Source organism: Undibacterium sp. Ji42W (assembly GCF_049340405.1).
In the GTDB taxonomy this organism is placed as follows: domain Bacteria; phylum Pseudomonadota; class Gammaproteobacteria; order Burkholderiales; family Burkholderiaceae_D; genus Undibacterium.
The window spans coordinates 145,485-172,215 of the sequence record NZ_JBMPOV010000013.1; the positions used below are offsets into that span (position 1 = coordinate 145,485).

Genomic DNA, 26,731 nt, shown 5'->3' on the forward strand with positions numbered 1-26,731 from the left:
CCCCTTATTTCGTTACCCCATCATCCTTGAACATGGTTTTCAAACCACGCAAGGCCTGGCGTATGCGCGACTCATTTTCTATCAAGGCAAAGCGCACATATTCATCGCCATATTCACCAAAGCCTATGCCGGGTGAGATGCAGAGCTTGGCTTTTTCCAGCATCTGTTTGGCAAATTCCAGTGAACCCAGGTGACGATAATGCTCGGGGATATGGGCCCAGATATACATCGATGCCTTTGGTTTTTCCACCATCCAGCCCAGTTCATGCAAGCCTTTGACCAGCACGTCACGACGTCGCTGGTACTGGTCGCGTATCTCGTTGACGCAAGACTGGTCACCTTCCAGTGCGGCAATCGCTGCCACCTGCACGGGGGTGAAACTACCATAGTCATGATAGCTCTTGATGCGGGCGAGTGCCGAAACCAGTTCCTTGTTGCCGACCATGAAACCTATACGCCAGCCTGCCATGTTATAGCTTTTAGACAGCGTAAAAAACTCCACAGCGACATCGCGTGCACCAGGCACTTGCATGATGGAAGGTGCTTTCCAGCCGTCATAGGTGATGTCAGCATAAGCCAGGTCATGCACCACCAGGATATTGTGTTCTTTCGCCAGCTTGACCACGCGCTCGAAAAATTCCAGCTCCACACATTGCGCTGTGGGGTTCGATGGAAAGCCGAAGATCATCATCTTCGGTTTCGGATACGTCTCTCGTATTGCTCTTTCCAGCTCGGCAAAAAAATCTACGCCGGGGCTCATGCGTATCGAACGTATATCGGCACCGGCGATCACTGCACCATAGATGTGGATGGGGTAGCTGGGATTCGGCACCAGCACGGTATCGCCTTTGTCCAGCGTCGCCAGCATCAAATGCGCCAGCCCTTCTTTTGAGCCTATGGTGACGATGGCTTCCGAATCTGGATTCAGGTCTACGTCATAGCGACTCTTGTACCAGTGCGCAATTGCGCGGCGCAAACGGGGGATGCCCTTGGAGGCAGAATAACCATGTGTGTCGGGGCGCTGTGCCACTTCCACCAGTTTTTCTACGATGTGCGCAGGTGTTGCGCCATCGGGATTACCCATGGACATATCAATGATGTCCTCACCACGACGGCGCGCAGCCATCTTCAGCTCAGCAGTGATATTGAATACGTAAGGGGGCAGGCGGTTGATACGAGCGAAAGAGAACTTTGTTGCAGGCACAGGTGCGCCTTCAACAGCAGAACCCCGGCCCGGCGGAGTAGTTGTATTTGTCATGATCTGAATTGTACGTAGCCCTTGTAGTCCATAAGACTGCAAGAACGGGCGCCCGGAACCGTCCGAGCGACGTTGAAGCGATTTGCCTCGCATTTGATTGTAGCGAGCAATCAAATTTTCAGCAAGATGCGTTATGCTTATCAGAACAAGTTTGTCGCAATTCGATCAATTCAAAAAAGTGGAGCAGTACATGAAGTTATTCCAGGAAGGCATATTGCAGGCTGTCCCCGCACATGCCATTTATCTCAGTCTGAATATCAAGGCAGGTACTGATGCAGCAAGCGTCAAGAAAGTAATACGCGATCTTGCAGACAAGACCGATGGCCAGAGTCTGGTCATCGGCTTTGGTGCCAGTCTCTTGCAAGTGTTGGGCAGCGAGATCGCAGGCCTGAAAGAATTCCACGGCATAGAAGGCAGCCGCATGCGCCTGCCTGCGACACCGGCCGCATTATGGTGCTGGTTGCGCCAGCATGAACGCGGTGACCTCGTGCGTCAATTGCATCAACTCCTGCCTTTGCTGGCCCCGGCATTTGAAGTGCAGCAGCAGGTTGATGCCTTCAAATACAAGGAGGGCCGTGACCTTAGCGGTTATGAAGATGGCACCGAGAACCCGCATGATGATGCCGCCATCGCTGCTGCTTTTGTTGCGGGTGACACGCCTGGTCTGGCGGGTTCAAGCTTTGTCGCCATCCAGCAATGGCTGCACAAATTTGATCGCTTTGATGCCATGGCAACAGCAGACCAGGACAATGCAGTTGGCCGCCGTCGCAGTGATAATGAAGAACTCGAAGATGCGCCAGAATCTGCCCACGTCAAGCGTACTGCGCAAGAAGATTTCACGCCTGAAGCTTTCATGCTCAGGCGTTCCATGCCCTGGTCTGCGCTGGACAAGGCGGGCCTGTATTTTGTTGCTTTCGCCAATTCCTTCTACCCGTTTGAAGTGCAATTGAAACGCATGTCAGGTGCAGAAGATGGTGTCACTGATGCCTTGTTCCAGTTTACCGTGCCACAGACCGGCAGCTATTTCTGGTGCCCGCCGATGCAGGATGGCAAGCTCGATGTGCGCTTATTGAATCTCGTCTGATTCCAGTGTTATCTCTGGTGGTTTCAACAGCGCCAGAAAGCCTTCCAGCGGCAAAGGTTTGGAGAAATAATAGCCCTGGAAGGCATAGCAGTTATGGGCAATCAAAAACGCCCGCTGGGCACTGGTTTCCACCCCTTCGGCAATCACATTCAAACCCAGATTGACGCCCAGAGAGATGATGGCGCGCACGATGGTCGCATCGTTTTCATCATGGCTGAGGTCACGTACAAAAGACTGGTCTATCTTCAACTGATTCAGCGGCAGACGCTGCAAATAAGCCAATGAAGAATAGCCAGTACCGAAATCATCCATGGAAAAAGCAATGCCGAGCTTTTTCAATTCATGCATTTTCTCGGTCGTGGCATCGACATTGTCAAGCACGGTGCTCTCGGTGAGCTCTATCTTCAGGCGTGTCGCATCAATCTTGTGCCTGTGTATGATTTCACTGAGGCTCTCAACAAAATCCGCTTGCTGGAATTGCTTGGCGCTGACGTTGACGGCCAGGGTCAGGTGGCGAGTCTCTTTGCTGCTTTCCCATTGCTTGAGCTGGGCGCAGGCAGTTTCCAGCACCCATAAACCTATAGGAATGATGAGCCCTGTTTCTTCTGCCAGCGGAATAAAATCTGCCGGTGAAATAAAGCCGCGGTCAGGATGTATCCAGCGTAGCAGGGCTTCGGCACCGATGAGCTTGCCTTCGGAATTGACTTGTACCTGGTAGTACAACTGGAACTGATTATTCGCCAGCGCCACCCGCAAATTCGATTCCAGCAACATGCGCACTACCAGTATCGCCTGCATGGCAGGATCAAAAAAGCGCACGGCATTGCGGCCTGCCGTTTTGGCTTCATACATGGCAGTATCGGCGCGCTTGAACAGATCCTTGACCGTGATATCGCCACCCTGGAACAGGCAGACACCGATGCTGCTCGATCCATGATGTTCAAAGTCGGTGATCTGATAGGGCTCGCTCAGCAACTTGCGTATTTTTTCGGCAATGCGGTCAGCCTGGCGCAGGGCGTCTTCTTTTTCTATGCTCAGCTCTTCGAGGACCACGACAAATTCATCACCACCGAGGCGTGCCACAGTGTCGCTGTCGCGTACGCAGGTTTGCAGGCGGCTGGCGGTTTCTATCAAGAGCAGGTCACCGGCATCATGACCACGGGTATCGTTGAGGGTCTTGAAATTATCGAGGTCGATAAACAGGATGGCGCTATGGGTTTCATTGCGGTTACTGATGGAGATCAGATGCTGCAACCTGTCCATCAGCAAACGGCGGTTTGGTAACTGCGTCAGCGGATCATAGAAAGCCAGATTACGTATCTCTGCTTCATAACCTTTGTGACGGCTGATGTCATTGAATGAGCCTATATAATTGCTGACGTCGCCGCGGCTATCGGTAATCGCCGTCAGGGTCACCATTTGTGGATAGATTTCACCATTCTTGCGGCGACTCCACAGTTCACCATGCCAGAAACGGTGTTCTTTCAGGGAGATATTGATGTGCTCAAAAAAATCCCTGTCCTGCTGCTTGGTCTTGTGCAGAGGGGGGTGCTTGCCTATCAGGTCTTCTGTTGTATAACCAGAAATGCGGGTGAAAGCCTGGTTTAGCCTCAGCATGATCCAGTTGGCGTCTGTAACGAAGATGCCTTCCTGTGATTCAAAGGTGCAGGCAGCAATGCGTAAATCCTGTTCGGCCTGTTTGCGTTCTGTGATGTCGGTGATAAAACAATGCCATAACATTGAGCCGCTGGGCTCAGGTTCTGGCAAACCATCGAGATACAGCCAGCGCACCGTACCATCCTTGCGATGCATGCGGAATTCACTTTGCCAGGGTGCCAGGTTGCGCATGGCATCGCGTATCAGCTCGGTGCCCTTTTCTATATCCTGCGGGTCTATGCGATCAAACAAATGCAGGGCATCGTCACGGACTTCTTCATGCGTGACTTCAAACATCTGCACAATGGCATCACTGGCAAACGGGATGGAGGCGCCATGATCAGGCCGTATGCGGTATTGCAAGACCAGGCCGGGCAGGCGCGAGGCAACCTTGTTGATGCGTTGATAAGCTTCTTCTATTTGCCGGGTAGCGTCTATGCTTTCTGACTGTAGTGCAGTGATGATCAGGGTGATCAGCACCATGGTCGTCATATACGCCCACAGTATCAGCAGGTTGGCCTGGCCACCATCATAAAAGGGCCCCATGCTTTGCGATGTTGCCCAGGCCGAGAACAAAGACGTGATCAGCACTGCACAAGAGGCACCGGTAATGCCAAAGCGCATGGCTGCCCAGATCATGATGCCCACCATGATGAAGGTCAGATGCAGATGGCTATAAGGGGACGCAAAAATCAGCCAGTTGGCCAGAGCAAACACCAGCAGGAAACCAAAAATCTCTTTCCTGCGTCTGGACAGACCGCTCAGGGACTTGAATGAAAAAGACAACAGCAAGGGAGCTGCCAGCAAGGCACCTACTGTATCGCCCGCCCACCAGGTCAGCCAGACTGCCGCCGGATCAGCGTTCAGACCATGCAGCCATAGCGTTAGCGTGCCGCCGGTCGCTGATATGCACATCCCCAGCATGACAGCCATGCCAAAGCCGATGACATCGCGCCGCCTGGAAAAATCACGCCTGAAACCCTGTTTGCGCAATAGCCATTTGCTCAGTATGGGCCCCAGGGTATTTCCTACGGCAAGGCAGCCAGCTACCAGTACGCTAAAGCCCGCCGACATTTCCAGCAACCATGCGGCAAGAAATACGGCAACAGCAGCCAGCTTGCCATAACGCAGCAAGCCAGTGATGGCGATGCCGGTTGGCAGCCAGATCAGGCTGACGCTGGGGTTTACATAGGGAATAGACAAACCAATACGCCCGGCACCGAAGTAAGCCAGCATGATCAATAGAAAATGCCCCAGCCGTATTTCCTGGCGAAAATTTCTGGTATGGGCAAATTGCTCAGGCTTGTACATGGATAAAGACTTTAAAAGACTTGAGCAATTATGCGGCAAAGCAAGATTGGCGTTAGTTAACTTTTGATAAGTCAACATTCTTTGTCATTCGTCAGCACTGACAAAAATACATCAAGACAGTCTCCCTTAATCTTAGATCAATATCCGCGCTCTTTCAATTTGCCGTTGAATTGCGAATTTTGCCGAACCCTGCCAAATTTTTACATTTTGAATTTTTACATCTTGTTTACGCCCCCCGTTTAAGTCTTTACGAATTTTTTACATACTTCTGACTATGCTTCACTGTGTAAAAACGAAGGAGTAAAGCATGGAATATCTGATGGAATTTTTATATCTCGCAGGCATGGGAATCTTCTTCCTGCTGGTCTGGGCTTTGGTGCTGGCCTGCGACACTTTGGGAGCAAAAGCATGAATCCCTTCTACATCCTGGGCACGGTGGTGGCTGCCGCCTTGTTCGTCTATCTGATCGCAGCCTTGTTGAATGCCGAGGAGCTGTGATGACTACGCAAGCAATTGTTTTATTGGTATTGTTCCTGGTCGCGCTGCTGCTCTTGTCATACCCCCTGGGCGGTTTCATCGCCAGGATCGCCGATGACAAGGCCGCAGTGCCGGGCATGGGCTGGTTGCGCTGGCTGGAAAAAGGTCTGTACCGCATCGCCGGCGTAAAGGCGGAAGCGGGCATGGGCTGGAAGCAATATGCCATCGCCCTGCTGATCTTTAATACCCTGGGCGCGCTGCTGGTGTATGCAGTACAGCGACTGCAAGTCTGGCTGCCTTTGAATCCGCAAAACATGGCCAATGTCAGCATGGATTCATCCTTCAATACCGCTGTCAGCTTTGTCGCCAATACCAACTGGCAAGGCTATACCGGTGAATCCACCATGAGTTACCTGACCCAGATGCTGGTGTTGGCCGGACAAAACTTCTTTTCCGCAGCGACTGGCATAGCAGTCGTGTTTGCGCTGATACGCGGTTTCAGCCGTCATTCCGCCACATCCATAGGTAATTTCTGGACTGATATTACCCGTTCCACCTTGTATCTCCTGTTGCCATTGTCGATTATTTTTGCAGTTTTCCTCATGGGCCAGGGCGTGATCCAGAATTTCTCTGGCTATAAAGATGTACAGTTGATTGATCCTGTCACTTATAGCCAGCCCAAGCTCGGCCCTGATGCGCAGCCTTTGAAAGATGACAAGGGCGCACCTGTCATGGAAACCCTGACGACGACGACCCAAACCCTGCCCATGGGCCCGGTGGCTTCACAAGAAGCGATCAAGATGCTGGGTACCAATGGTGGTGGCTTTTTCAATGCCAATTCGGCACATCCTTATGAAAATCCCAGTTACCTGAGCAATTTCATGCAGATGATCGCCATCTTCCTGATACCTGCTGCGCTGTGCTTTGCCTTTGGCCATATGGTCGGCGATATGCGCCAGGGTTGGGCGGTATTGACGGCGATGACGGTCTTGTTCGTGGCCATGACGCTGACCGTGATCTTGTCAGAACAGCAGACCCATCCTGTGCTGGCCAGCATGAATATTGACCAGGCGACTTCAGCCCTGCAAGCCGGTGGCAATATGGAAGGCAAGGAAACCCGTTTCGGCATCAGTGCCTCCAGTCTGTTTGTTGCTGTGACTACGGCAGCATCCTGCGGTGCGGTGAATGCCATGCATGATTCCCTCATGCCTATTGGCGGCCTGGTACCTATCGTCCTCATGCAGTTTGGTGAAGTGGTGTTTGGTGGCGTAGGCAGTGGCCTGTACGGCATGCTGATCTTCGCGATACTGGCGGTGTTTATCGCTGGCCTGATGATAGGCCGCACACCAGAATACCTGGGCAAGAAAATCCAGGCGTATGAAATGAAGATGACTTCGATCGCCATCCTGGTGACCCCGGTCCTGGTGCTGGCAGGTACGGCCATCGCGGTCATGTCAGAAGCAGGCAAGGCCGGTATTTTGAACCCAGGGGCCCATGGTTTTTCTGAAGTGCTGTATGCCTTTACTTCAGCCGCCAATAATAATGGCAGTGCCTTTGCCGGTTTGAGTGCGAATACGCCCTTTTACAACATCATGCTGGCGATCGCCATGTGGTTTGGTCGCTTTGCCATGATCGTGCCTGTGCTGGCGATCGCCGGTTCACTGGCAGGCAAGAAAAGGCTGGAAGCCAATGCTGGCACCATGCCCACCCATGGCCCCATGTTCATTGCCTTGCTGGTGGGTACGGTGGTGCTCATCAGTGTGCTCAATTATGTGCCTGCCCTGGCCTTGGGCCCGGTCGTTGAACATCTGCAACTGATAGCGAAATAACGCGCGAAATAATTTGTGGATTCTGAATGATGGCTTTGCCTGATGGCGCTTTCATTCAGACCCACCCGTAGTTTAAGGGGATTAAAATGTCACTTACCAGTGTACAAAAGTCGATAGACAGCAAAGTCAACACAGCCGCCAAACCTGGCGCTGCACAAGCTGGCGACACAACAGCGAGCGGCAAGCCACGCTTGTCGCTATTTGATAGCAGCCTGATCATGCCTGCCGTCATAGACTCATTCAAAAAACTCAGCCCACGCACGCAATTACGCAGTCCGGTGATGTTTGTCGTGTATGTAGGCAGCATCATCACCAGCATGCTGTTCGTGCAATCCCTGATGGGCCAGGGTGAAGCCAGCCCTGGCTTTATCCTGGCGATTTCCATCTGGTTATGGTTCACCGTCCTGTTTGCCAATTTTGCCGAAGCACTGGCAGAAGGCCGCAGCAAGGCCCAGGCTGCTTCCCTACGCGCATTGAAGCAAACCGTGATGGCCAAAAAACTGGCGATACCAAAACACGGCACCACCTGGTTGCCAGCCCAGGCCAATGACTTGCGCAAGGGCGATGTGGTCCTGGTGGAAGCCAATGATGTCATCCCCATCGATGGCGAAGTCATAGAAGGCGTTGCCACAGTCGATGAAAGCGCCATCACCGGTGAATCTGCACCTGTGATACGTGAATCTGGTGGTGATTTTTCTGCCGTCACCGGCGGCACCCGCGTCTTGTCTGACTGGCTGGTGATGCGTGTGACATCCAATCCTGGTGAAGCCTTCATCGACCGCATGATCGCTATGGTAGAAGGTGCCAAACGCCAGAAGACCCCGAATGAAGTTGCCCTGACCATTTTGCTGGTGGCCCTGACCATTATCTTCCTGGTGGTGACGGTGACTTTGCTGCCGTTCTCGCTGTTCAGCGTTGATGCCGCCAAGGCCGCGGGTTTTGCTTCTGCCCCTATCTCCATTACGGTATTGATCGCCCTGCTGGTCTGCCTGATCCCCACCACCATAGGCGGCTTGCTGTCTGCGATTGGCGTGGCTGGCATGAGCCGCATGATGCAGGCCAATGTGATTGCCACGTCTGGCCGTGCGGTGGAAGCTGCTGGTGACGTCGATGTATTGATGCTGGATAAGACCGGCACCATCACCCTGGGCAACCGCCAGGCATCTGATTTTTTCCCAGCCCCAGGTGTAAGCCTGCCACAACTGGCTGACTCTGCCCAACTGGCTTCTCTCGCAGATGAAACACCGGAAGGCCGTAGCATCGTTATCTTTGCCAAGCAAAAATATAATCTGCGTGAACGCGAGATGGCCAGCCTGAATGCGACTTTTGTGCAATTTACCGCACAAACCCGCATGAGTGGTGTCGATATCGGCAATCGCCAGATCCGCAAGGGCGCAGCAGATTCAGTCAAGAAATTTGTTGAATCCCTTGGCCGCCCCTTCCCTGCTGAACTCAGCAAAATCGTGGATGACATTTCACGCCGCGGCAGCACCCCTCTGGTGGTGGTGGATGATGGCAAGGTCATGGGCGCGATAGAGCTCAAAGATATCGTCAAGGGCGGCATCAAGGAAAGGTTTGCCGAGTTGCGCCGCATGGGTATCAAGACCATCATGATTACCGGTGACAACAAGCTGACTGCAGCGGCGATTGCTGCCGAGGCTGGCGTCGATGACTTTTTGGCGGAGGCCACGCCAGAAGACAAGCTCAAGCTGATACGCAGTTACCAGGCTGAAGGCCGCCTGGTTGCCATGACAGGTGATGGCACCAATGATGCACCAGCACTGGCGCAGGCTGACGTGGCAGTGGCCATGGCATCCGGCACGCAGGCTGCTAAAGAGGCCGGCAATATGGTCGATCTGGATTCCAACCCCACCAAATTGCTGGAAATCGTCGAAATAGGCAAACAGATGCTGATGACACGCGGTTCGCTGACGACTTTCTCGATTGCGAATGATATCGCCAAGTATTTTGCGATTATCCCAGCTGCCTTTGTTGCCACTTATCCACAGCTCAAGGCGCTGGATATCATGCACCTGACCAGCCCTTCGTCGGCCATCATGTCTGCGGTGATCTTCAATGCCCTGATCATCGTCTTCCTGATCCCGCTGGCTTTGAAGGGTGTCAAATACCGCGCCATTGGTGCGTCGCTGCTATTGCGCCGCAATCTGCTGATTTATGGCCTGGGTGGCATTGTCCTGCCTTTTGTTGGCATCAAGCTCATTGATGTCATCCTGGCTTTGTTGCACCTTGCCTGAATTTATATCGCTCAATAAGGAATCATCATGAGTACTATTACAAACAATGACGCTGGCAATTCAATTTTGCGCCCCGCCATCGTCCTGCTCGCCGGGCTGACGCTGGTGGTTGGCGTCATCTACCCCTATGCCATGACAGGTCTGGGTAAGGTTATTTTTAGCAATCAGGCAGAAGGCAGCCTGGTCGTACAGGATGGCAAGACTGTCGGGTCTTCCCTGATAGGCCAGTCTTTCTCGTCACCAAAATATTTTTGGGGCAGGCCATCTGCCACTGGCCCTATGCCAAATAATGCTGTCGCATCCAGCGGCTCCAATTTTGGCCCTACCAATGTGGCGCAAATTGATGCCATCAAAGGCAGGGTTGAGGCATTGAAAGCGGCTGACCCTGGCAATACTGCAAAAATCCCTGTCGATTTGGTGACCGCATCAGCCAGTGGCCTTGATCCTGAAATCAGCCTGGCGGCTGCCAACTACCAACTGTCCAGGGTGGCACGCGAACGCAAGGTGCAAGAGTCGCAAGTCAAGGCTATCATAGACCAACTGGCGCAACAGCCCACGCTGGGTTTGCTGGGTGAGGCCAGGGTCAATGTGCTGGCTTTGAATCTGGCACTGGACAAGCTGACCAAGTAATTCTAGATAAGAAGTAAAAAAAAACCGATATGGCCATCAATAGCGAACAACGCCCTGACCCTGATGTCTTGCTTGCCCATGTGCAGGAGCAAGAACGCAGGGCCACGCGTGGCAAGTTGCGTATCTATTTCGGTGCATCCGCTGGCGTGGGCAAAACCTACGCCATGCTGACTGCCGCCCGCAAACTGGTGGCTGAAGGCCAGCAAGTATTGGTCGGCGTCATAGAAACCCATGGCCGTGACGAAACCGCAGCCCTGGTCGATGGACTGGAAGTCTTGCCACCCAAGGCGATAGCCTACCGTGACAAGACCCTCAGTGAATTTGACATAGACACCGCGCTGGAGCGGCACCCGCCATTGATACTGATGGATGAACTGGCGCATTCGAATGCCGCCGGTTCACGCCACCCCAAACGCTGGCAAGATGTCGATGAATTGCTGAGCGCCGGTATTGATGTGTATACCACCGTCAATGTCCAGCATCTGGAAAGCCTGAATGACGTGGTCGGTGGCATCACTGGCATACGCGTCAATGAAACCCTGCCCGACAAGGTGTTTGATGAGGCCGATGAAGTCGTGCTGGTGGATATCCCAGCCGACGAATTGCTGGCCAGGCTCAAGTCTGGCCGCGTCTACAAGCTGCAACAGGCAGAGCGCGCCGCCAAGAATTTTTTCCGCAAAGGTAATCTGATCGCCTTGCGCGAGTTGGCCTTGCGCCGCACCGCCGACAGGGTAGAAGACGATGTACAGGCCTATCGCATAGAAAAGTCCATAGGCACGATCTGGAAGACTGATGCCGCCCTGCTGGCCTGTATAGGGCCTCATGGTGATGCTGACCACCTGGTACGCAGTGCCGCCCGTCTGGCCAGCCAGATGAATGCAGAATGGCATGCAGTGTATGTAGAGACGCCGCAATTGCAAAGGCTGCCATCGGCGCAGCGTGAACGCATTTTGAAAACCCTGAAGCTGGCACAAGACCTGGGTGCGGTAACCGCAGTGCTGACTGGCAAGGATATTGCCCTGGCTATCGTGGATTATGCGCATAGCCATAATTTTTCACGCATCGTCCTGGGGCGGAGTAAAGCAAGCAAATGGCGATTTGCATGGCATCAAACAACACATCTGAATGATATTGCCGCCTATGCACCAGACCTGGACTTGATTGAAGTTGGCAACAGCAGGGCCACAGCGACAGATAATGAGAATGATAAAAATGCGGGATCTGGCAGCACCAGCGAGTTGCCTAGCCCACGCGTACCCGCACGGCATTGGCGTTATGTGTATGCCGTATTGGCCAGTGTTGCGACCGGCCTGATTGCTACGCCTTTATTTGAGGTGTTCAATCTGGTCAATATCGCCATGTTGTTTTTATTGACGGTGGTGCTAGTTGCAGTGAAATTTGGGCGTGGCCCCTCGGTACTTTCCACCATTGTTGGTATCGCTGTATTCGATTTCTTTTTTGTGCCACCGCGTTTTTCTTTTGCGGTCAGCGATTTACAGTATTTGATGACCTTTGCCGTCATGTTACTGGTGGGCTTGATTACTGGTCACCTGACTGCCGATTTGCGTTACCAGGCCAGAGTGGCATCTCACAGGGAGTCGCGTGCGCGTGCGCTGTATGAATTCGCCCGCGACTTATCAGGCGTGTTACTGGCAGAGCAAATCTCAGAAACCACACAGCGCATTATACAAAGGGCTTTCCGTGCCCAGGCAACCCTGTTATTACCCGATGACACCGGTCGTTTGCTGCCACCCAGCAACACAGTGAGTGGTCTGGACATGGGCATAGCGCAATGGGCGTTTGACAAGGTAGAGGCAGCAGGCATAGGCACAGACACCCTGCCTGCCAGTAACTTCTTTTACTTGCCACTCGTGGCCCCTATGCGTACCCGTGGCTTGCTGGCGATACAGCCAGAGAGCAAGCGCTGGATCATGATCCCTGAGCAAAGGCAGCAACTTGATACCTTCGCCGCCCTGGCTGCCATTGCGCTGGAACGTGTGCACTACATCGAGGTCGCGCAAGATGCCCTGATCCACATGGAATCTGAACGCCTGCGCAATTCGCTGCTGGCTGCGCTGTCGCATGACTTGCGCACGCCATTGACTTCGCTGGTGGGTATCTCGGAATCACTGGCCATGTCTAAACCCGCGCTGGCAGATGCACAATTGCTCATGGCGCAAGCCCTGCGTGACGAGACCCTGCGGCTCAGCGCACTGGTGACTAACTTGCTCGACATGGCAAGAATAGAAAGTGGTGAAGTCAAACTGAATTTGCAATGGCAGACTTTTGAAGAAGTGGTCGGTACCTCCCTGCGCATCTGTAGTGCGCAATTGCAAACACATAAAGTGGAGACCAGACTGGAAGCCGCTTTGCCACTCGTCAATTTTGATGCGGTGCTGATAGAGCGGGTATTGTGTAATCTGCTGGAAAATGCCTGCAAATACACGCCAGAAAATTCTCTCATCACCATTTCAGCCGAACTTAATGGCAGCATGCTGGAAGCCAAGGTCTATGACAATGGGCCGGGTTTGCCAGCCGGGCGTGAAGAAGCCGTATTTGAAAAATTTACCCGTGGTGAACGCGAATCTGCCCTGCCCGGCGTTGGCCTGGGGCTGGCAATTTGCCGCGCCATTATCGCCGCCCACAAAGGCAGCATGCATGCAGGACATTCTCCTGACGGTGGAGCCTGCTTTGTCTTCACCTTGCCCCTGGGTACCCCACCGGCGATGCCGGACCTGGAAGAATAATCAGAAACAAAAAAAATGAATATAAGCAACCAAGCAATGCCAGTTGCACTACTGGTGGAAGACGAGCCGCAAATCCGTCGCTTCGTCCGCAATGCGCTGGAAGAAGAGGAATGGCAAGTCCATGAATCTGTCAACCTGCAACGCGGCCTGGTGGATGCTGGCACGCGCCAGCCTGATCTCATCATTCTCGACCTGGGTTTGCCAGATGGCGACGGCATCGATTTCATCCTGGATGTTCGCAAATGGTCTAACGTACCCATCATCGTCTTGTCTGCCCGCGTCAGTGAACAAGACAAGATCAAGGCACTGGATGCCGGTGCCGACGACTATCTCAGCAAGCCTTTTGGCGTCGGTGAATTATTGGCACGGGTACGTGCCACCTTCCGGCGTCAACGCCAGCCTGGTGTCAATCTGGATGGCATAGTCCAGTTTGGCGATGTCAAGGTTGATATGAAAGCCCGTCTGGTGACCAAGGCCGGCAATATGGTGAAGCTGACACCGACAGAATTCCGGCTGCTGATGGTGCTGGTCACCAATGTAGGCCGGGTCGTCACCAACCCGCAACTGCTGCGTGAAGTCTGGGGACCCAGCCATTCAGAAAGCGGCCATTATCTGCGCATTTATATGGGGCATTTGCGACAGAAACTCGAAGATGACCCGGCGCAGCCGCGTTATCTCTTGACGGAGACAGCCATAGGCTACCGCCTCCTGCTCCCAAGCTAAAGGGACTTCCGCAAAACCTCGCCAGCTGCGTTGCAGCGACTAGCCGTACTAAAGTACTGTCTTCGTCGCTACGGTGCAGTCAGGGTTTCAGACAATATGTTGTCTGCTGACGAAACGAACGTCCCTTGCAAGGGAGGTTTCATAAAAGCGACAGCCTTGCTGGGACAATTTTGCGTAAGTCCTTCCACCTAAATATTTGAATAACTGGCAGCAGTCTTTGCTCGCCGGTGGGACTTTTGCATCCTTAAATTTTGCAAATACTTTTTTGAGAGGACTCAATATGAAAAAACTCGCCATGGCAGCAGCCATCAGCACGGTCTTTTTTGCCGGATACGCCAGCGCAGAAGATGCCAAGCCTGAGAATGAAGTCAGCTTTAATGCAGCAGTGACTTCTGACTACCGTTATCGCGGCATTTCGCAAACACGCTTGCAGGCTGCACTGCAGGGTGGTGCTGACTATACCCACAACCCCAGCGGTTTTTATGCCGGCACATGGGCATCCACCATTAAATGGACCAAGGATGCCGGCGGTGGTGGCGATGTAGAAATTGATCTGTACGCCGGCAAGCGCGGTGAGGTCACTAAGGACATCAGCTATGACGTTGGGGTACTCACCTATGTCTATCCGTCAAATGGCCTGGCTGTAAGTGCCAACACCACAGAAATTTATGGCCAGCTCTCTTACGGCCCGGCTTATGCCAAATACTCGCATTCTGTGACCAACCTGTTCGGTTTTGCCGACAGCAAAAACAGCGGCTATCTGGACATCGGCGCGAATGTGGAAATGGCCACTGGTCTGACAATGAACCTGCATGCCGGTCATCAGCAAGTCAAGAACAATGGCGCTTACAGTTATACAGACTGGAAGCTGGGCCTGACCAAAGACTTCGGTATCGTCACAGGTGCAGTAGCCGTCATCGGCACCAATGCCGGTGAAGTTGCTTATGCTTCACCAGCCAATGGCAAGTTCCTGGGCAAGACTGCGTTGGTGGTTACGGTTAGCAAGACTTTCTGAGTTGGCGCCTGTTAAATCTGTAAGCTGAGTTTGTAGGGTGCGCCGTGCGCGCCCTACAAAATGCAGATCTCGTCTGGCAACCACCTCTAGTTGTTAATAGGCACATGGCAATTATGGTAAATAGATTGCCCTGTAGAGATTTTTCAACGGCATGTCATTCGTTTCATCAAGGTACATGAATCTGATATGAGAAAGGTGCTGGGATAACTGGCTGACACACCTCTGGCTTTGCATGCAAGCGATTTTATCTACCGTGATCAGCACTGGCAAATCCTTATTTTTACTGCGTGCCAGCCTGATGCATTTATAGAGTTTTGCCTGCTTTTCTTTATCCCATGTATCCATTTCTGTATGGCAGATCAGCAGATCACAGCAAGACAATGCAGCCGCGGCATCTGTATAGAATGGCTTTGGAATATCCATCACAATATCGTTAAAATCCGCATGTCCATGTATCAGCTCTGTAACCATGGCATCAGAAGAAAGAGAGCTGGGCCTTGCACCAGACTTGATCTCCAGGCGCGACCATGCAATATTCTCAGCTTCTTTCCGGTACTGGTTAAGCTGTTTTCTTTCGCAATTTTGTTTTAGCAGTAACACGTTTCTGCCTGCATGTGCCCGGCGCTCGGCCAGCCTCGCGGCTGAGTTTGCAGTTGCTGATGCAACATCTGCAGTGACTATCGCCAGTATCATGGCAGGCGCAATCCTGGCAGATTATTGACATGGAGATAGGCTGTGGAAAATTGCATATGTACACTAGACAGCAAGTCTTGTACTGCCAGCATGACCAATATCAAGGCCATCAACTTCTGCAAACTGATGAAGAGCATTACATAGTTTTTTTGACGAGCCAACTGCAGTGCCGGAAGTGCAATGAATATCTGTATTAAGCTGATAAAGATAAGTATCAGTATGCATTCCATCAGCCAGCCATTTATGCTGGCTTGATATAGCATGAGTGAAGACAGCAACGCCGCAGCCAGTAAACAAATAGAGATGTTAAAACCCTGTTCAGTTTCTTTATTCGCCGGCTTGATTCCCATGAATATGCAAATGGCAAATACCAGCAGTGCCAGTCCAGAAATCATTTGCAATCTCAGGGTTTCTATCTGCATATAGGCAAGCACAGCAAAGCCAGACAAAGTCATACTGCTGTATGCAGCCAGTGCAATAAGTAAGCGTTCCATTGCGTACGGTATTCTGCTATCGCATGTATTCAATGGCTGGCAAATACCTTGCTGGACAAGGCCTGCATGGCCTTGATCGTCATGGGATGGGCAGCAGGATATTCACAGACTGACAAGCCATCCTGATACGCCTGATGAAAACTGCCACCGCAAAATAAGGGATAGGGAAATAATTCTGTAGCGTCCAGCTTATTGACAAAATTCTTTACCCTGCTCACTTTATCGGCGGCAGCCTGAACGTCCCTGCAACTCATGACAACCAGAGTCCGCATGCGGGGATTTTCGGCTTGTGCGAGCTGTATGCGCATACCCAGCTCATGTTCATGCAACTGCTCCAATTGATCAAGGTCGATGACCAGTATGGTGACATTGGCTGCCTGCAATGCACTGCGGCTACCCATGCAGTCGCGTGCCTCTGCATCAATGACGATATCCTGATAATGAAAGCCCAGGTTTTCCAGTTCAGCCTGCATGCCTTTGCCGCTGACTCTGCGCACGGTTACTGGCGTGCAATCAGCCGTACGACGGCGGGCACTGCTCCAGTCCAATGATGAGTGACGGGCGTCGTTATCAAGCAGGATGAGTTTGCTGCCTGACAGTGTTCTCAAGGTAGCGAGATTGTCGGCCACGATGGATTTGGCGCAGTCTCCCGCGCCATGTGCAATGGTGATGATCATAGGTGTGCCTTGATTAAAATATTCAGCGCACCATGCGCAGTGTACGTACATTGTTGATAACAGGGCCAGGCAAGTTCCTGGCTTTGACAGGCAAAGGCAAATCTGCCAGTCTCTCCAGCTCATGCGCGAGTTTGATTTTTCCAGCAAGGGACATGGCTGTCATGGGCAGGCGTAGTTCTTCCTGTATCAAACCCTGCATCGCCAGTGCTGCCTTGACGGGCGCCGGATTGGATTCAGAAAACAGCAGACGTATCAGGGGCTGCATTTCAGCAAACAAGGCCTGTGCTTCGGGTAAATAATCTGCGCGCATGAGTTCATACAATTGCACAAACAGATCAGGCCTGACATGCGCCGCAGCAGAAATCGCGCCTTGTCCGCCCATGCTCAGTGTATCGAGCAACATGGCATCATCACCGCATAAGACTTTCAGGTGACTGCAATTTACCAGACCCATCATTTGCATCAGGTTGCCACTGCTCTCCTTGATTGCGACGATATTCTTTTGCTTTTCCAGCGCGATAACGGTACTCAGGTCTATGTTCACCCCCGTCCTGGCGGGAATGTTATACAGGACGATATCTTTTTCAGTCGCCCTGGCAATGCTCTCAAAATGCAGGCGCACACCTTCTTGCGAAGGACGCAGATAAGACGGTGCACTGACCAGAAACCCATGCAGATGCTGGTCATCATAGCCATGCACCTTTTCTGCCAGTGAGCGCGTATCGCTACCGCTGATGCCCATCAGTACAGGGCATGAATTTTTCGCCATTTCCAGCACGGCAGTCAGTACCTGTTTTTGCTCATTTTCAGTCAGCGTTGCGGCCTCGCCGGTAGTGCCACAGACCACCAGGCCGTGTATGCCCGAGGCTATCAATTGCGTAGCCAGTTGCTGTACTTTATCCAGCTCAGGTTTGCCATTTTTAAACGGTGTGACGAGCGGAACCCAGATGCCTTCGTGGATAGACATAGTGATCTCTTTAAAAAAGTTGAAGTTGTCGGCGTGTCTTAAAATCAGCTTGCCAGTAGCGGTGTGATTTTCCCGAATTCAGCTTGCGGCAAGGCGCGCATGATGTGGCTGATGATGATATCGACCGAGGACTTGCTCAGGCATAACCACACCTTCATCTTGCTGGCATGGTCTATCGGTTTGACGCGCATGAACAAGACCAGGTCACCACAGGATTTGAGGATCAGGTGACGTAATTCAGTGATGCTGGCAGTATCGACCGTGATACGCATGACGAAATCATTTTGTACCAATTTCGCTGACGTTTTATAGGTGACGACAGGCTGATGCAGGGCATAAGCGCTGTTGCGTTCGCAATGATTTTCAAATAAAAATTTCTCGCGCTTGCAGGATGTTAAGACATCTGCATAGTTTTCAGAGGTGTGACCGGAATGCTGATTCATCGTAATCTCGTGTTGTTTGACACAAAACAAGATTAGCAGCCACAGCGTAAAAATTCTCTAAAAAACAGGGGTGAAAATCGTAAACAGGATATAAATTCTTCACCCGTATCTTATTATTTTTTTATTGCTCTTTCGTCTCGTTCAGTAATTGCTTGAGGTTGATATGCAGGTTTTCTGCCTGTATGGGCTTGTGCATCAGTGTCAATGCAGCGGCCTTGGCAGCTTCCGACAAGTGTGGCGAGATATTGCCTGTGATCAGTATGGCGGGTATTTGCAGATTGAATTCTTCGCGCAGTTTGGCAACCAGGTCGATACCATTTTCATTGGAACCGAGACGGTAATCACAGATCAGCAAATCAGGGATCTTGATTTCTTCACTGCACAGTGCCATTGCCTCTTTGCCGGACGTGGCAGTAATGACGCGGGCATCCCAAAGCTCCAGCAAGGAACGCATGGCAGTCAGTATGCTTTCATCATCATCTATGACGACGATCAGGGCTTGCAGCAAGGAGGCACTGTTGCTGGCCTTGCTGCGGCCATGCTTGTCTGTGACTTCCTGGCTGGCAGCCAGTGGCAGGCTGATCGCAAATGTCGAACCCTGGCCAGGTTGAGATTGTAATTTGATGGGGATATGCAAGAGACGCACCAGTCTTTGTACGATGGCGAGGCCCAGCCCCATGCCTGCGGTACTGCGTCTGGATTCTGATGTCGATTCAACCTGGAAGAACTCTTCAAAGATGGTTTCCTGGTCATGCTTGGAAATACCTATGCCGGTATCTTCAATGGCGATTTGCAATTGCTGATCAAACTCCATGCATCTGACCACGACCTGACCAGCGGGGGTATACCGCAGCGCATTCGCAATCAGATTGCGCAATATCTGCTCGACCAGATCGGCATCGCTATTAACGATGGCCATGCTGTGATGGATTTCAAAATGCAGGCCCTTGGCGATTGCCTGCGGAGTGAATTCCACGTCGAGTTTGCCGAGCACTTCGGCAATCGCAAATTCCTGCAATTGCGGTTCGACGATTTGCGCATCCAGACGTGACAGGTCCAGTAAATTCGCAAACATGTCATCCATGGTACGAGCGCAATTCCTGAGATTGTTCACGACAGGGCGCACAGCGGCTGGCAACTCGAAATTGAACAAGGCACCGAGATAAAGATTCAGCGCATGCATGGGTTGGCGCAGGTCATGGCTGGCAACGGCAAGAAAGCGGGTCAATTCGCTTTGTTGCGCTTCTTGCCGCTTGTTCACTTTCAACAAGGCCTGGTTGATTTTTTCCAGCTCTTCTTTTTGTGCCTGTATTTCCGCAGTCCGTAATCTGATTTCAGTTTCCAATGCCCGCTTCTGGCGCTTCAGGGCGCGCACATGCCATGTATAAGCCGCAGTAATGATCGCCAGGGCAAGCAGGGCCAGCAATAGCCAGAACCAGATGTCTTGCCCGTGGGGTGACATAAGGTCAGCGACAGGCGCGCCCGCACTGGCTACTTGCCAGGGGCAAACCAGCATGGCAAAGACTGTTGGCAGGCAGTTGCGGGAAATAGACATCTTGAGGGCGGGTGGGACAAATAAGATGAAATAAGACATCAGTATACAGTCTTGAACAAAATTCCTGCCCTGAATGCGAAAAAGCCCCACATTGTTATTCAATGTGGGGCTTTCCTGGGCTGTACAGCGGCTATTTTTAGTATAACCAGAGTTTCTCGGCATCCAGTTGCAGATAATACTCACCCGGGCTCAGCTTGAAAGGCGAATACGCCCGCAAGCCGCCCTCTGTCTGGCCAAACAGGCATTCCCAGCGGTCACCCAGGTACATACAGGTCGTCAATGGCAGTTTGATGGCGTTGTCGGCCTGGCTGTCGGTGATCTTGACTTTTTCAAGGCGGATGATGGCGGTAGCTTCTTCGCCCACATTCTTGCCACGCACCGTGGCTTTCAACTGTGCGCCATTGACACTGATGGTGGCAGTGTCACCATTGCGCTGGATTACCTTGCCTTTGAGTTTGTTGTTGCTGCCCATGAATTCTGCAGTGAACAGGGTATCTGGCGTTTCATACATGCTTTGCGGTGTGCCCTGCTGCTCTATGACACCGTTGTTCAGTAACAGGATCCGGTCAGATATCGCCATCGCCTCACCCTGGTCATGCGTCACCATCAGGGCTGACAAATTCAGCCTGACGATCAGTTCACGCAAGAAGGCGCGCGCTTCTTCACGCAGTTTGGCATCGAGATTGGACAGGGGTTCATCCAGCAGGATGACGGGCGGGTTGTATACCAGCGCACGGGCAATCGCCACACGCTGCTGCTGACCGCCTGACAATTGATGGGGGAAACGTTCACCCAGATGACCCAGACCAAGCTGGCCCAATACATCTTTGACCTTGTCATTGATTTCGCTGGTGCCGAGCTTACGCAGCTTCAAACCATAGGCGACGTTGTCGAATACGGTTTTGTGTGGCCACAGGGCATAGGACTGGAATACCAGACCCAGGTTGCGCTGTTCTGCCGGCACTTCCAGGCCCTTGCTGCCATCAAACATGGCGCGTTCACCCAGGTGGATAGTGCCAGTCTTGGGCGACTCCAGTCCCGCTACTGCGCGCAGCAGTGTAGTCTTGCCGCTACCCGAAGGGCCTAGCAAGGCGACTACTTCGCCACGCTGCAGGTTCATCGACACGCCTTTGAGGATGGGGTTGGCGGTAGCACCAGAACCGTATTCCAGGGTTAAATCTTGTACGCTTAATTCAGACATAGTGTGCTCTCGTATTTTTTGTATTGCTATGCAATGAAATTTGATGGGATGTCATCAGTGGCTAATTTAGTGACCGACGCAATGGCTAACTCAGTGATTAACTCAGTGACTGAGCTTGACGCCAAAGCGCAAAGCCAGACCCAAACCGATGGCAACCAAGGTGATGTTGATAAACGACAGCGCCGCTACCAGATCAACAGAACCACCCGCCCACAGCGAAACGATCAATGCACCGATGACCTCAGTGCCCGGCGACAGCAAGTACACGCCAGTTGAATATTCACGTTCAAAAATCAGGAAGACCATCAGCCATGCACCCAGCAAACCAAACTTGACCAGCGGCAGCGTCACATCCCGCGTGACCTGTCCACGGCTGGCACCAACGGCGCGGGCCGCTTCTTCGAGTTCGGGGCCAACTTGTAGCAGTGCAGTAGAGATCAGGCGCAAGCCATATGCCATCCATACGACGGAATAAGCAATCCATACCGAGAAGATGGTCGAACGCAAGGCACGCAATTGCGGTATCACGTTTTCTATCAGCCAGATGCACAAGGCATTATCAAAACCCTTCAGGCCACCTTCCAGCCAGCTAGGCACGAACAAGAACACCCACAGGAAAGACAGGCCAGCCAGCAAGCCAGGTATGGCACGCGGCACCAGCACGCTATAGTCAAGCAGGCGGGTAATGCCGTCAGGCTTCCTGTGCATCGCCAGCGCCACACCAGCGTAGCAAATCACTGCCAGCGCACCACCGATGATACCAATCAGCACGGTATTGAAAATGCCGCGCATCAGCGAAGGTTGCTCCAGGATATCCTTGAAATGTTGCAGAGTAATCACATCGGCCAGCTTGACACCTTCACCCCAATACGAGACAAAGGCACGCAGGACTATGCCGGACAGTGGCAATACGATAGTGAAGATCAGCCAGGCAGCCAAAACAGCAAAAGCCAGCCATTTCCATTTACCCAGTGGCAGCGGTTTCTGGCGCGACCCCTTACCCTTGATTGATACGTATTTATTCGCTGACTTCAATAACCATCGCTGTACCATCACCAGTGGCATGGTTACCGCCACCAGACAGACAGCGGCTGCCGCCATCAGGTGATAAGAAGGTGTGCCGAGTTTATTGGTCAGCTTGTACAGATAGGTAGCCAGCACCAGATGACCTTCAGGGTCACCCAGCACCAGTACCAGGCCGAACACTTCAAAGCCAAGGAAGAACACCAGCACGGCAGCAAAAGCCAGCGCTGGCATGATCATCGGCAGGGACACATGCATGGCAACCTGGAAAGGCGAGGCACCTGCGACCCGTGCTGCTTCTTCGACGTCCGAGCCCAGGCTTTTCAACGCTGCGGATGAATACAGGTAAACATGGGGCACATGCGTCAGGCCAGCGATCATGACTATGCTGAAAAAGGAATAGATATTCCAGGGCTCAACCCCGGTCAATTGCTTGACCCACAGGGTATAGAAACCAACTGGCCCCATCGATACGACATAGCCAAAGCCCATCACCATGGGGGAGACAAAGATAGGCACCAGCAACATTGGTTCTATCCAGTTACGGCCAGGCAAATCAGTACGTATCATCAGGAATGCCAGCAAGGCACCAAGCGGAACGGCAATAGCTGCCAGGCCAGAAGCCAGGATCAGGCCATTCCAGAATGCCTGGCGAAAATCAGGATCATCAAAGATGAAGCGGTACGAATCCAGCCCCAGTTCTTTGACCGGCGCAAAGAAAGGTGCATTCAAAAAACTCTGGAACAGGATCAGTGACAGCGGCGTAAAAATCGCCAGCAGCGTCAGGGTTACAACCAGGCCACGCGGCCAGTTGAATTGCGACCACCGGCTGCGCGGAGGGAGACTCAGGGTACTCATGCTTAGCCCAATATCAAGGGTTGAGATTCAATCGGAATGCGGTTCGCCATACAGGCGGCGTGGGGAAAATATCCCGCAGGAAGAGCCGGTTGGCACCGTGCCGTTGGAAACCAGCACGGTGCCCGCAGGCTTATTTTTTGCCTGCAGCTTCTTTCCATTGTTTGAGGAAAGCGAGGCGTTTGTTTTGATCAAGGTATTGCAGCAACATAGGATTGACTGGCAAAGGTTTGAGGCCAACGCCGATGAGTTTTGCCAGATCAGAATAGGTGGTTTCACCTTTGACATCGGCACGTATCGCATACAGCTTGGCTTCATTCGCAATCATGGTCTGGCCCCGTTTCGACAAGGTGTAGTCCAGCCACAGCTTGGCCGCATTCGGGTGCTTGGCTGCCTTGCTGATGAACATCACGCGTGACAATACCAGGGTGTAGTCTTTAGGGATTTGCACGCCTATCGATGGGTCCTTGGCGGCACGCACCAAGGCATAAGAGCCGAGGATGTTATAACCGAGCAGGTTTTCGCCGGAAGACAGGCGCTCAAGCATGGTGCCGGTAGAAGACTGCACGCGTACGGCGGCATTGCCAAAGGCTTTGGCCAGGTCCCAGAACTCCTTGTTTTCACGGCTGTCCTGGGTGATGAACATGAAGCCTACGCCAGATTTTTCGATGTCGTAAGTGGTGACCTTGTTCTTGAATTTATCCAGTTTGCTATTGATGAGTTTGGCAAATTCGGCATGGGTTTTTGGTACTTCATCAGCACTGACCAGACGTTTGTTATAAACGAAAACGGCTGGTTCAAAGGTCGTGCCGTAAGCAGAATTATTCCAGATCGCCCATGGCGGTATGCCGCTGATTTCTGGCGAGGCATATACCAGGCCATAACCATCGGAGACCAGCTTGGTCTGCAAGTCCATGGCAGACGACCACATCAGGTCGGCACTGTTGCCGCCTGCGGCCATTTCCGAGATATAGCGGTTATACACTTCAGTAGAATTCATGTCATTGTATTCAACCTGCACGTCCGGGTACATGCTGCGGAAATCCTTGATCAGCGGTTCCACAGCCTTGGTGTCCGTGGCGCTATAGATGACCAGCTTGCCTTCTTTCTTGGCGCCATCGACGATCTTGCTGTAGTCAGCCGGGTAACCGGCTGGCGCCTGGGCCTGGGCCACAGTTTGGGTACTCAGCAGCACACTGCCTGTAGCCAGTGCCAGCATGCTTTTGACGAAAAATCTTTTTGTTTGCATTTGTCTTCTCCTGTTATTGTTTGTACTGGTGTACCAAGTGATGAGGGCTTACTAATGATGTGGCGCTAACGCACCATGCCAAATTCTTTTGCTTGCAGGCGGTAATTATTGACAGCTTTTTGTATATAGTCGGTCAGTTCCTTGCCTGTCATGGCGAAGGGGAAGAGGCCGTGAATTTTTCTTTGTTCATCAAAGGCTGGAGTGTTCATCGCTTGCTGGAAGTGTTCTACCCATTTCTGGTAATCACGGTCGCTGACCTGCGGGCCCATATAGACGCCGCGTATGATGGGCCAGGTCACGTCAAAGCCCTGTTCGCGTGCGGTCGGCACATTCGCCAGCGGGCCGGGCAGGCGCGCATCGGACAAGACGGCCAGTACACGAATCTTGTCATCACGCGCATGCAGGCTGGCTTCAGAGGCATCCCCGGATACTGCCTGTACATGGTCAGCCAACAAGGCAGTAAAAGATTCACCACCACCCTCAAACGCTACCAGGCGCATGGATTTGGAATCTATGCCGATCTGTTTGCCAATTTGGGCCATTTTCAGCCAGTCCTGGCTGCCAACCGTACCACCGGCACCGATGGCGATATTGGCAGGTTTGCTCTTGATGGCTTCCATCAGTTCGCGCAGGTTTTTATAAGGGGAATCTTTGCGCACGGCGATCATGCCGTAATCAGTACCGATGGCGGCCACCCAGCGCACATGGCTGGCGTCGGATTTACCAAACTTGCCCTCGGCCAGGTTCAGCAGTGACCCGCCGGAATAGGCAACCAGGGTATTTCCTTCGGCTTTTCTCTGGGTAATGATGGTGGTCCAGGCAATCGCACCGACACCGCCCGGCAGGTAATTGATTTGCATGGGCTGACTGGTGCTTGTCTGCTGAGCTTGCTGCGCGAGCTTGCAGGTCAGGTCCATGCCGCCGCCGGGTTTGGCCGGGACTATGCAGGTGGCCGCTTCATGCTTTTCTGCTGTTTCCGGCCTGGCGGCAAACGCCAGCAGGCTGGCCAGCAGGCTGCAGAGCAGGAAAGTCAGATTGGCAGGCCGGATACGCATGTTAAGACCATAGGCTAAGGGTTGCATGGATCATACCGAAATGAAACTTTCAGTAGGCTTTCACATCAAGACTGGCATAGCTTACCTTACCTTAGTATGATGCCATTTTTACCAACTATGGTCAGCTCTACAAAATGCGAGCCATCATGGTCCTTGGGGCTATAGCTGACTTCCACTCCGCCCAGATCCACATTGCGCATGTTCTCCAGTGCCTGCAACAGTTTTTTGGGGTCTGGATTATTGCCGGCACGGCGCAAGGTTTCAGCCATTAATTTTGCGGCAACATAACCTTCCAGTACAGCATAGGACAAAGGTGGGGGATTTTTTGCCGATTTCAGTGCTTTTTGCAACTCCCTGACCACAGGTATGCCTATGTCACGCGGATACGGCATGACTTGCATGACACCGATGCCACGCCCTTCTGCACCCAGGGATTTGAAAAAGTCATCAGAATTGACATTCGATAGCATCAGGAACTGCGGCTTTTTCCCCAATTTCTGCATTTGCCGTATGAAATCGGCACAGGCGGCAGGTGTACAGGCCATCAACACCGCTTGCGGATCAGCCGCCGAGATACTGGCAACGGCAGCATCGAGCTTCATTTCTTTCCTGTCATATTTGGCGATGACAGCGGCACGCATATGACGCTTATCCAGGTTGCTGACAAAACCGTTCAGGCCATCTTTACCAAAGCTGTCATCCTGGTGCAGGATAGCCAGCTTGCTGATCTTCAGCTCGGCCAGTGAAGCCACCATCTTGGCCGCTTCGTCCTGATAGCTGGCACGCAGGTTGAATACCTGGGCATGTAGCGGCTGTTGCAGGCTTTGTGCACCAGAAAAAGGCGCAATCAGTGGTATCGCATGCTTTTCCAGCAGCGGCAGTATGGCTTCTATGGTCGGTGTGCTACGGTAGCCAAACAGGGCAATTGCGTGATCATCATTGATGAGTTTCAGCGTATTTTCTTTGGTCAGCGCCGGATCACGTTTGTCGTCATAGCTGATGAATTCTATGCTCCTGCCGTGTATGCCGCCGTGGCGATTCAGTGCTTCAAAATATAACTGCGCACCTTCGCGGTTTTCCTTGCCAGTAGCCTGGCCAGATAATTCTACTGACTGACCGATGACTATTTTACCGTCTGCACAGGCAATACTTGGCCAAATGAAACAGGCGAGCAGGAAGAAACTGAGGCGTAAGGGCTTCATGATGGTAGTCTCCGGGATTTTTTTTGTAAGGGAGCATAGAGCCGGGGAGCTTTCAGTTTGCTTGCAGTGAAAGGGCTTTTGGGAGATTTGTGATGCGAGAATATTCAAGCGTTGTGTGCATTGGGATAATCTTATTAACGTCATTCCTGCGTGCTTTAGTCAGGAATCTAGTGGCGTTCGTGGTATACCGTATTGTTCGTGACATGCCACACTTTGATTAACACGGTTACCCTCCGTGGACACAAGCCGGGTCTCGGCCCGGCAGTCGAAATTCTTTCTTTACGTCGCCAAAGAAAGAACTCAAAGAAAGGCGACCCAGGCGTAGCCGCCCT

At 52.4% G+C, this 26,731-nt stretch carries 21 protein-coding genes; 8 read left to right on the plus strand and 13 right to left on the minus strand.

Annotation, left to right across the window (positions count from 1 at the left end; all coding sequences use genetic code 11):
* Positions 1–4: 4 nt before the first annotated feature.
* Positions 5–1,258, minus strand: coding sequence for an alanine transaminase (gene alaC / locus ACO0LG_RS24955; protein WP_423030531.1), 1,254 nt, complete (start codon positions 1,256–1,258; stop codon positions 5–7).
* A gap of 190 nt (positions 1,259–1,448) precedes the next feature.
* Here alaC and ACO0LG_RS24960 point away from each other — a divergent pair, with 190 nt between their 5' ends.
* On the plus strand, positions 1,449–2,342 hold the full coding sequence (locus ACO0LG_RS24960) for a Dyp-type peroxidase (protein ID WP_423030533.1): 894 nt from the start codon (positions 1,449–1,451) through the stop codon (positions 2,340–2,342).
* Here ACO0LG_RS24960 and ACO0LG_RS24965 read toward each other — a convergent pair.
* Positions 2,325–5,309 (minus strand): EAL domain-containing protein, encoded by a 2,985-nt coding sequence (locus ACO0LG_RS24965; RefSeq protein WP_423030535.1) that lies wholly within the window; start codon positions 5,307–5,309, stop codon positions 2,325–2,327. The genes ACO0LG_RS24960 and ACO0LG_RS24965 overlap by 18 nt on opposite strands.
* Positions 5,310–5,717: 408 nt before the next feature.
* On the opposite strand from ACO0LG_RS24965, the gene kdpF reads away from it, so the two are divergent.
* The 7 genes from kdpF (at position 5,718) to ACO0LG_RS25000 (ending at position 14,985) form a co-directional block, all read left to right on the plus strand.
* Positions 5,718–5,807, plus strand: coding sequence for a K(+)-transporting ATPase subunit F (gene kdpF, locus ACO0LG_RS24970; protein WP_110254457.1), 90 nt, complete (start codon positions 5,718–5,720; stop codon positions 5,805–5,807).
* The gene (kdpA, locus tag ACO0LG_RS24975; protein WP_423030537.1) at positions 5,807–7,615 is read left to right on the plus strand and encodes a potassium-transporting ATPase subunit KdpA; all 1,809 of its coding nucleotides are present in this window, start codon (positions 5,807–5,809) and stop codon (positions 7,613–7,615) included. The genes kdpF and kdpA overlap by 1 nt, the downstream gene beginning before the upstream one ends.
* 86 nt (positions 7,616–7,701) lie before the next feature.
* Positions 7,702–9,870, plus strand: coding sequence for a potassium-transporting ATPase subunit KdpB (kdpB, locus tag ACO0LG_RS24980; protein WP_423030539.1), 2,169 nt, complete (start codon positions 7,702–7,704; stop codon positions 9,868–9,870).
* 27 nt (positions 9,871–9,897) lie between these two features.
* Complete coding sequence (gene kdpC, locus ACO0LG_RS24985) at positions 9,898–10,500, plus strand: potassium-transporting ATPase subunit KdpC (RefSeq protein ID WP_423030541.1); 603 nt, start codon at positions 9,898–9,900, stop codon at positions 10,498–10,500.
* Positions 10,501–10,529: 29 nt separating this feature from the next.
* Positions 10,530–13,247, plus strand: a complete 2,718-nt coding sequence (gene kdpD, locus ACO0LG_RS24990; RefSeq protein WP_423030543.1) for a two-component system sensor histidine kinase KdpD — start codon at positions 10,530–10,532, stop codon at positions 13,245–13,247.
* A 15-nt stretch (positions 13,248–13,262) separates the two neighbouring features.
* The gene (gene kdpE, locus ACO0LG_RS24995) at positions 13,263–13,970 is read left to right on the plus strand and encodes a two-component system response regulator KdpE (protein ID WP_423030545.1); all 708 of its coding nucleotides are present in this window, start codon (positions 13,263–13,265) and stop codon (positions 13,968–13,970) included.
* 280 nt (positions 13,971–14,250) lie between these two features.
* A complete protein-coding gene (locus ACO0LG_RS25000; protein ID WP_423030547.1) occupies positions 14,251–14,985 on the plus strand; it encodes a TorF family putative porin in 735 nt (244 codons plus the stop codon).
* 111 nt (positions 14,986–15,096) lie between these two features.
* Here the strand turns inward: ACO0LG_RS25000 and ACO0LG_RS25005 are convergent, their stop codons facing one another.
* From ACO0LG_RS25005 to ACO0LG_RS25055, 11 genes are all read right to left on the minus strand, one after another.
* Positions 15,097–15,678, minus strand: a complete 582-nt coding sequence (locus tag ACO0LG_RS25005) for a hypothetical protein (protein ID WP_423030549.1) — start codon at positions 15,676–15,678, stop codon at positions 15,097–15,099.
* Entirely contained in the window at positions 15,675–16,172 is a 498-nt protein-coding gene (locus tag ACO0LG_RS25010; RefSeq protein WP_423030551.1) for a hypothetical protein, read from the minus strand. Before ACO0LG_RS25010 ends, ACO0LG_RS25005 begins: the two co-directional genes overlap by 4 nt.
* A gap of 29 nt (positions 16,173–16,201) precedes the next feature.
* Positions 16,202–16,849, minus strand: a complete 648-nt coding sequence (locus ACO0LG_RS25015; RefSeq protein WP_423030553.1) for a hypothetical protein — start codon at positions 16,847–16,849, stop codon at positions 16,202–16,204.
* Positions 16,850–16,871: 22 nt separating this feature from the next.
* Complete coding sequence (gene dapA / locus ACO0LG_RS25020; RefSeq protein ID WP_423030555.1) at positions 16,872–17,816, minus strand: 4-hydroxy-tetrahydrodipicolinate synthase; 945 nt, start codon at positions 17,814–17,816, stop codon at positions 16,872–16,874.
* Between the two features lie 44 nt (positions 17,817–17,860).
* Positions 17,861–18,259, minus strand: coding sequence for a hypothetical protein (locus tag ACO0LG_RS25025; protein WP_423030557.1), 399 nt, complete (start codon positions 18,257–18,259; stop codon positions 17,861–17,863).
* Positions 18,260–18,380: 121 nt separating this feature from the next.
* Complete coding sequence (locus tag ACO0LG_RS25030) at positions 18,381–19,814, minus strand: hybrid sensor histidine kinase/response regulator (RefSeq protein ID WP_423030559.1); 1,434 nt, start codon at positions 19,812–19,814, stop codon at positions 18,381–18,383.
* Positions 19,815–19,950: 136 nt separating this feature from the next.
* The gene (locus ACO0LG_RS25035; RefSeq protein ID WP_423030561.1) at positions 19,951–21,015 is read right to left on the minus strand and encodes an ABC transporter ATP-binding protein; all 1,065 of its coding nucleotides are present in this window, start codon (positions 21,013–21,015) and stop codon (positions 19,951–19,953) included.
* Between the two features lie 102 nt (positions 21,016–21,117).
* A complete protein-coding gene (locus tag ACO0LG_RS25040; protein ID WP_423030563.1) occupies positions 21,118–22,896 on the minus strand; it encodes an ABC transporter permease in 1,779 nt (592 codons plus the stop codon).
* Positions 22,897–23,026: 130 nt separating this feature from the next.
* Entirely contained in the window at positions 23,027–24,142 is a 1,116-nt protein-coding gene (locus ACO0LG_RS25045; RefSeq protein ID WP_423030565.1) for an ABC transporter substrate-binding protein, read from the minus strand.
* A 65-nt stretch (positions 24,143–24,207) separates the two neighbouring features.
* Positions 24,208–25,224: a Bug family tripartite tricarboxylate transporter substrate binding protein gene (locus ACO0LG_RS25050; RefSeq protein WP_423030567.1), complete on the minus strand. Its 1,017-nt coding sequence runs from the start codon at positions 25,222–25,224 to the stop codon at positions 24,208–24,210.
* Positions 25,225–25,283: 59 nt separating this feature from the next.
* A complete protein-coding gene (locus ACO0LG_RS25055) occupies positions 25,284–26,399 on the minus strand; it encodes an ABC transporter substrate-binding protein (protein ID WP_423030568.1) in 1,116 nt (371 codons plus the stop codon).
* Positions 26,400–26,731: the final 332 nt, after the last annotated feature.

Coding starts and splice junctions, on each gene's coding strand:
- alaC (WP_423030531.1), bottom strand. CDS start 1,258: ATGACAAATACAACTACTCCGCCGGGCCGGGGTTCTGCTGTTGAAGGC.
- ACO0LG_RS24960 (WP_423030533.1), top strand. CDS start 1,449: ATGAAGTTATTCCAGGAAGGCATATTGCAGGCTGTCCCCGCACATGCC.
- ACO0LG_RS24965 (WP_423030535.1), bottom strand. CDS start 5,309: ATGTACAAGCCTGAGCAATTTGCCCATACCAGAAATTTTCGCCAGGAA.
- kdpF (WP_110254457.1), top strand. CDS start 5,718: ATGAATCCCTTCTACATCCTGGGCACGGTGGTGGCTGCCGCCTTGTTC.
- kdpA (WP_423030537.1), top strand. CDS start 5,807: ATGACTACGCAAGCAATTGTTTTATTGGTATTGTTCCTGGTCGCGCTG.
- kdpB (WP_423030539.1), top strand. CDS start 7,702: ATGTCACTTACCAGTGTACAAAAGTCGATAGACAGCAAAGTCAACACA.
- kdpC (WP_423030541.1), top strand. CDS start 9,898: ATGAGTACTATTACAAACAATGACGCTGGCAATTCAATTTTGCGCCCC.
- kdpD (WP_423030543.1), top strand. CDS start 10,530: ATGGCCATCAATAGCGAACAACGCCCTGACCCTGATGTCTTGCTTGCC.
- kdpE (WP_423030545.1), top strand. CDS start 13,263: ATGAATATAAGCAACCAAGCAATGCCAGTTGCACTACTGGTGGAAGAC.
- ACO0LG_RS25000 (WP_423030547.1), top strand. CDS start 14,251: ATGAAAAAACTCGCCATGGCAGCAGCCATCAGCACGGTCTTTTTTGCC.
- ACO0LG_RS25005 (WP_423030549.1), bottom strand. CDS start 15,678: ATGATACTGGCGATAGTCACTGCAGATGTTGCATCAGCAACTGCAAAC.
- ACO0LG_RS25010 (WP_423030551.1), bottom strand. CDS start 16,172: ATGGAACGCTTACTTATTGCACTGGCTGCATACAGCAGTATGACTTTG.
- ACO0LG_RS25015 (WP_423030553.1), bottom strand. CDS start 16,849: ATGATCATCACCATTGCACATGGCGCGGGAGACTGCGCCAAATCCATC.
- dapA (WP_423030555.1), bottom strand. CDS start 17,816: ATGTCTATCCACGAAGGCATCTGGGTTCCGCTCGTCACACCGTTTAAA.
- ACO0LG_RS25025 (WP_423030557.1), bottom strand. CDS start 18,259: ATGAATCAGCATTCCGGTCACACCTCTGAAAACTATGCAGATGTCTTA.
- ACO0LG_RS25030 (WP_423030559.1), bottom strand. CDS start 19,814: ATGTCTATTTCCCGCAACTGCCTGCCAACAGTCTTTGCCATGCTGGTT.
- ACO0LG_RS25035 (WP_423030561.1), bottom strand. CDS start 21,015: ATGTCTGAATTAAGCGTACAAGATTTAACCCTGGAATACGGTTCTGGT.
- ACO0LG_RS25040 (WP_423030563.1), bottom strand. CDS start 22,896: ATGAGTACCCTGAGTCTCCCTCCGCGCAGCCGGTGGTCGCAATTCAAC.
- ACO0LG_RS25045 (WP_423030565.1), bottom strand. CDS start 24,142: ATGCAAACAAAAAGATTTTTCGTCAAAAGCATGCTGGCACTGGCTACA.
- ACO0LG_RS25050 (WP_423030567.1), bottom strand. CDS start 25,224: ATGCAACCCTTAGCCTATGGTCTTAACATGCGTATCCGGCCTGCCAAT.
- ACO0LG_RS25055 (WP_423030568.1), bottom strand. CDS start 26,399: ATGAAGCCCTTACGCCTCAGTTTCTTCCTGCTCGCCTGTTTCATTTGG.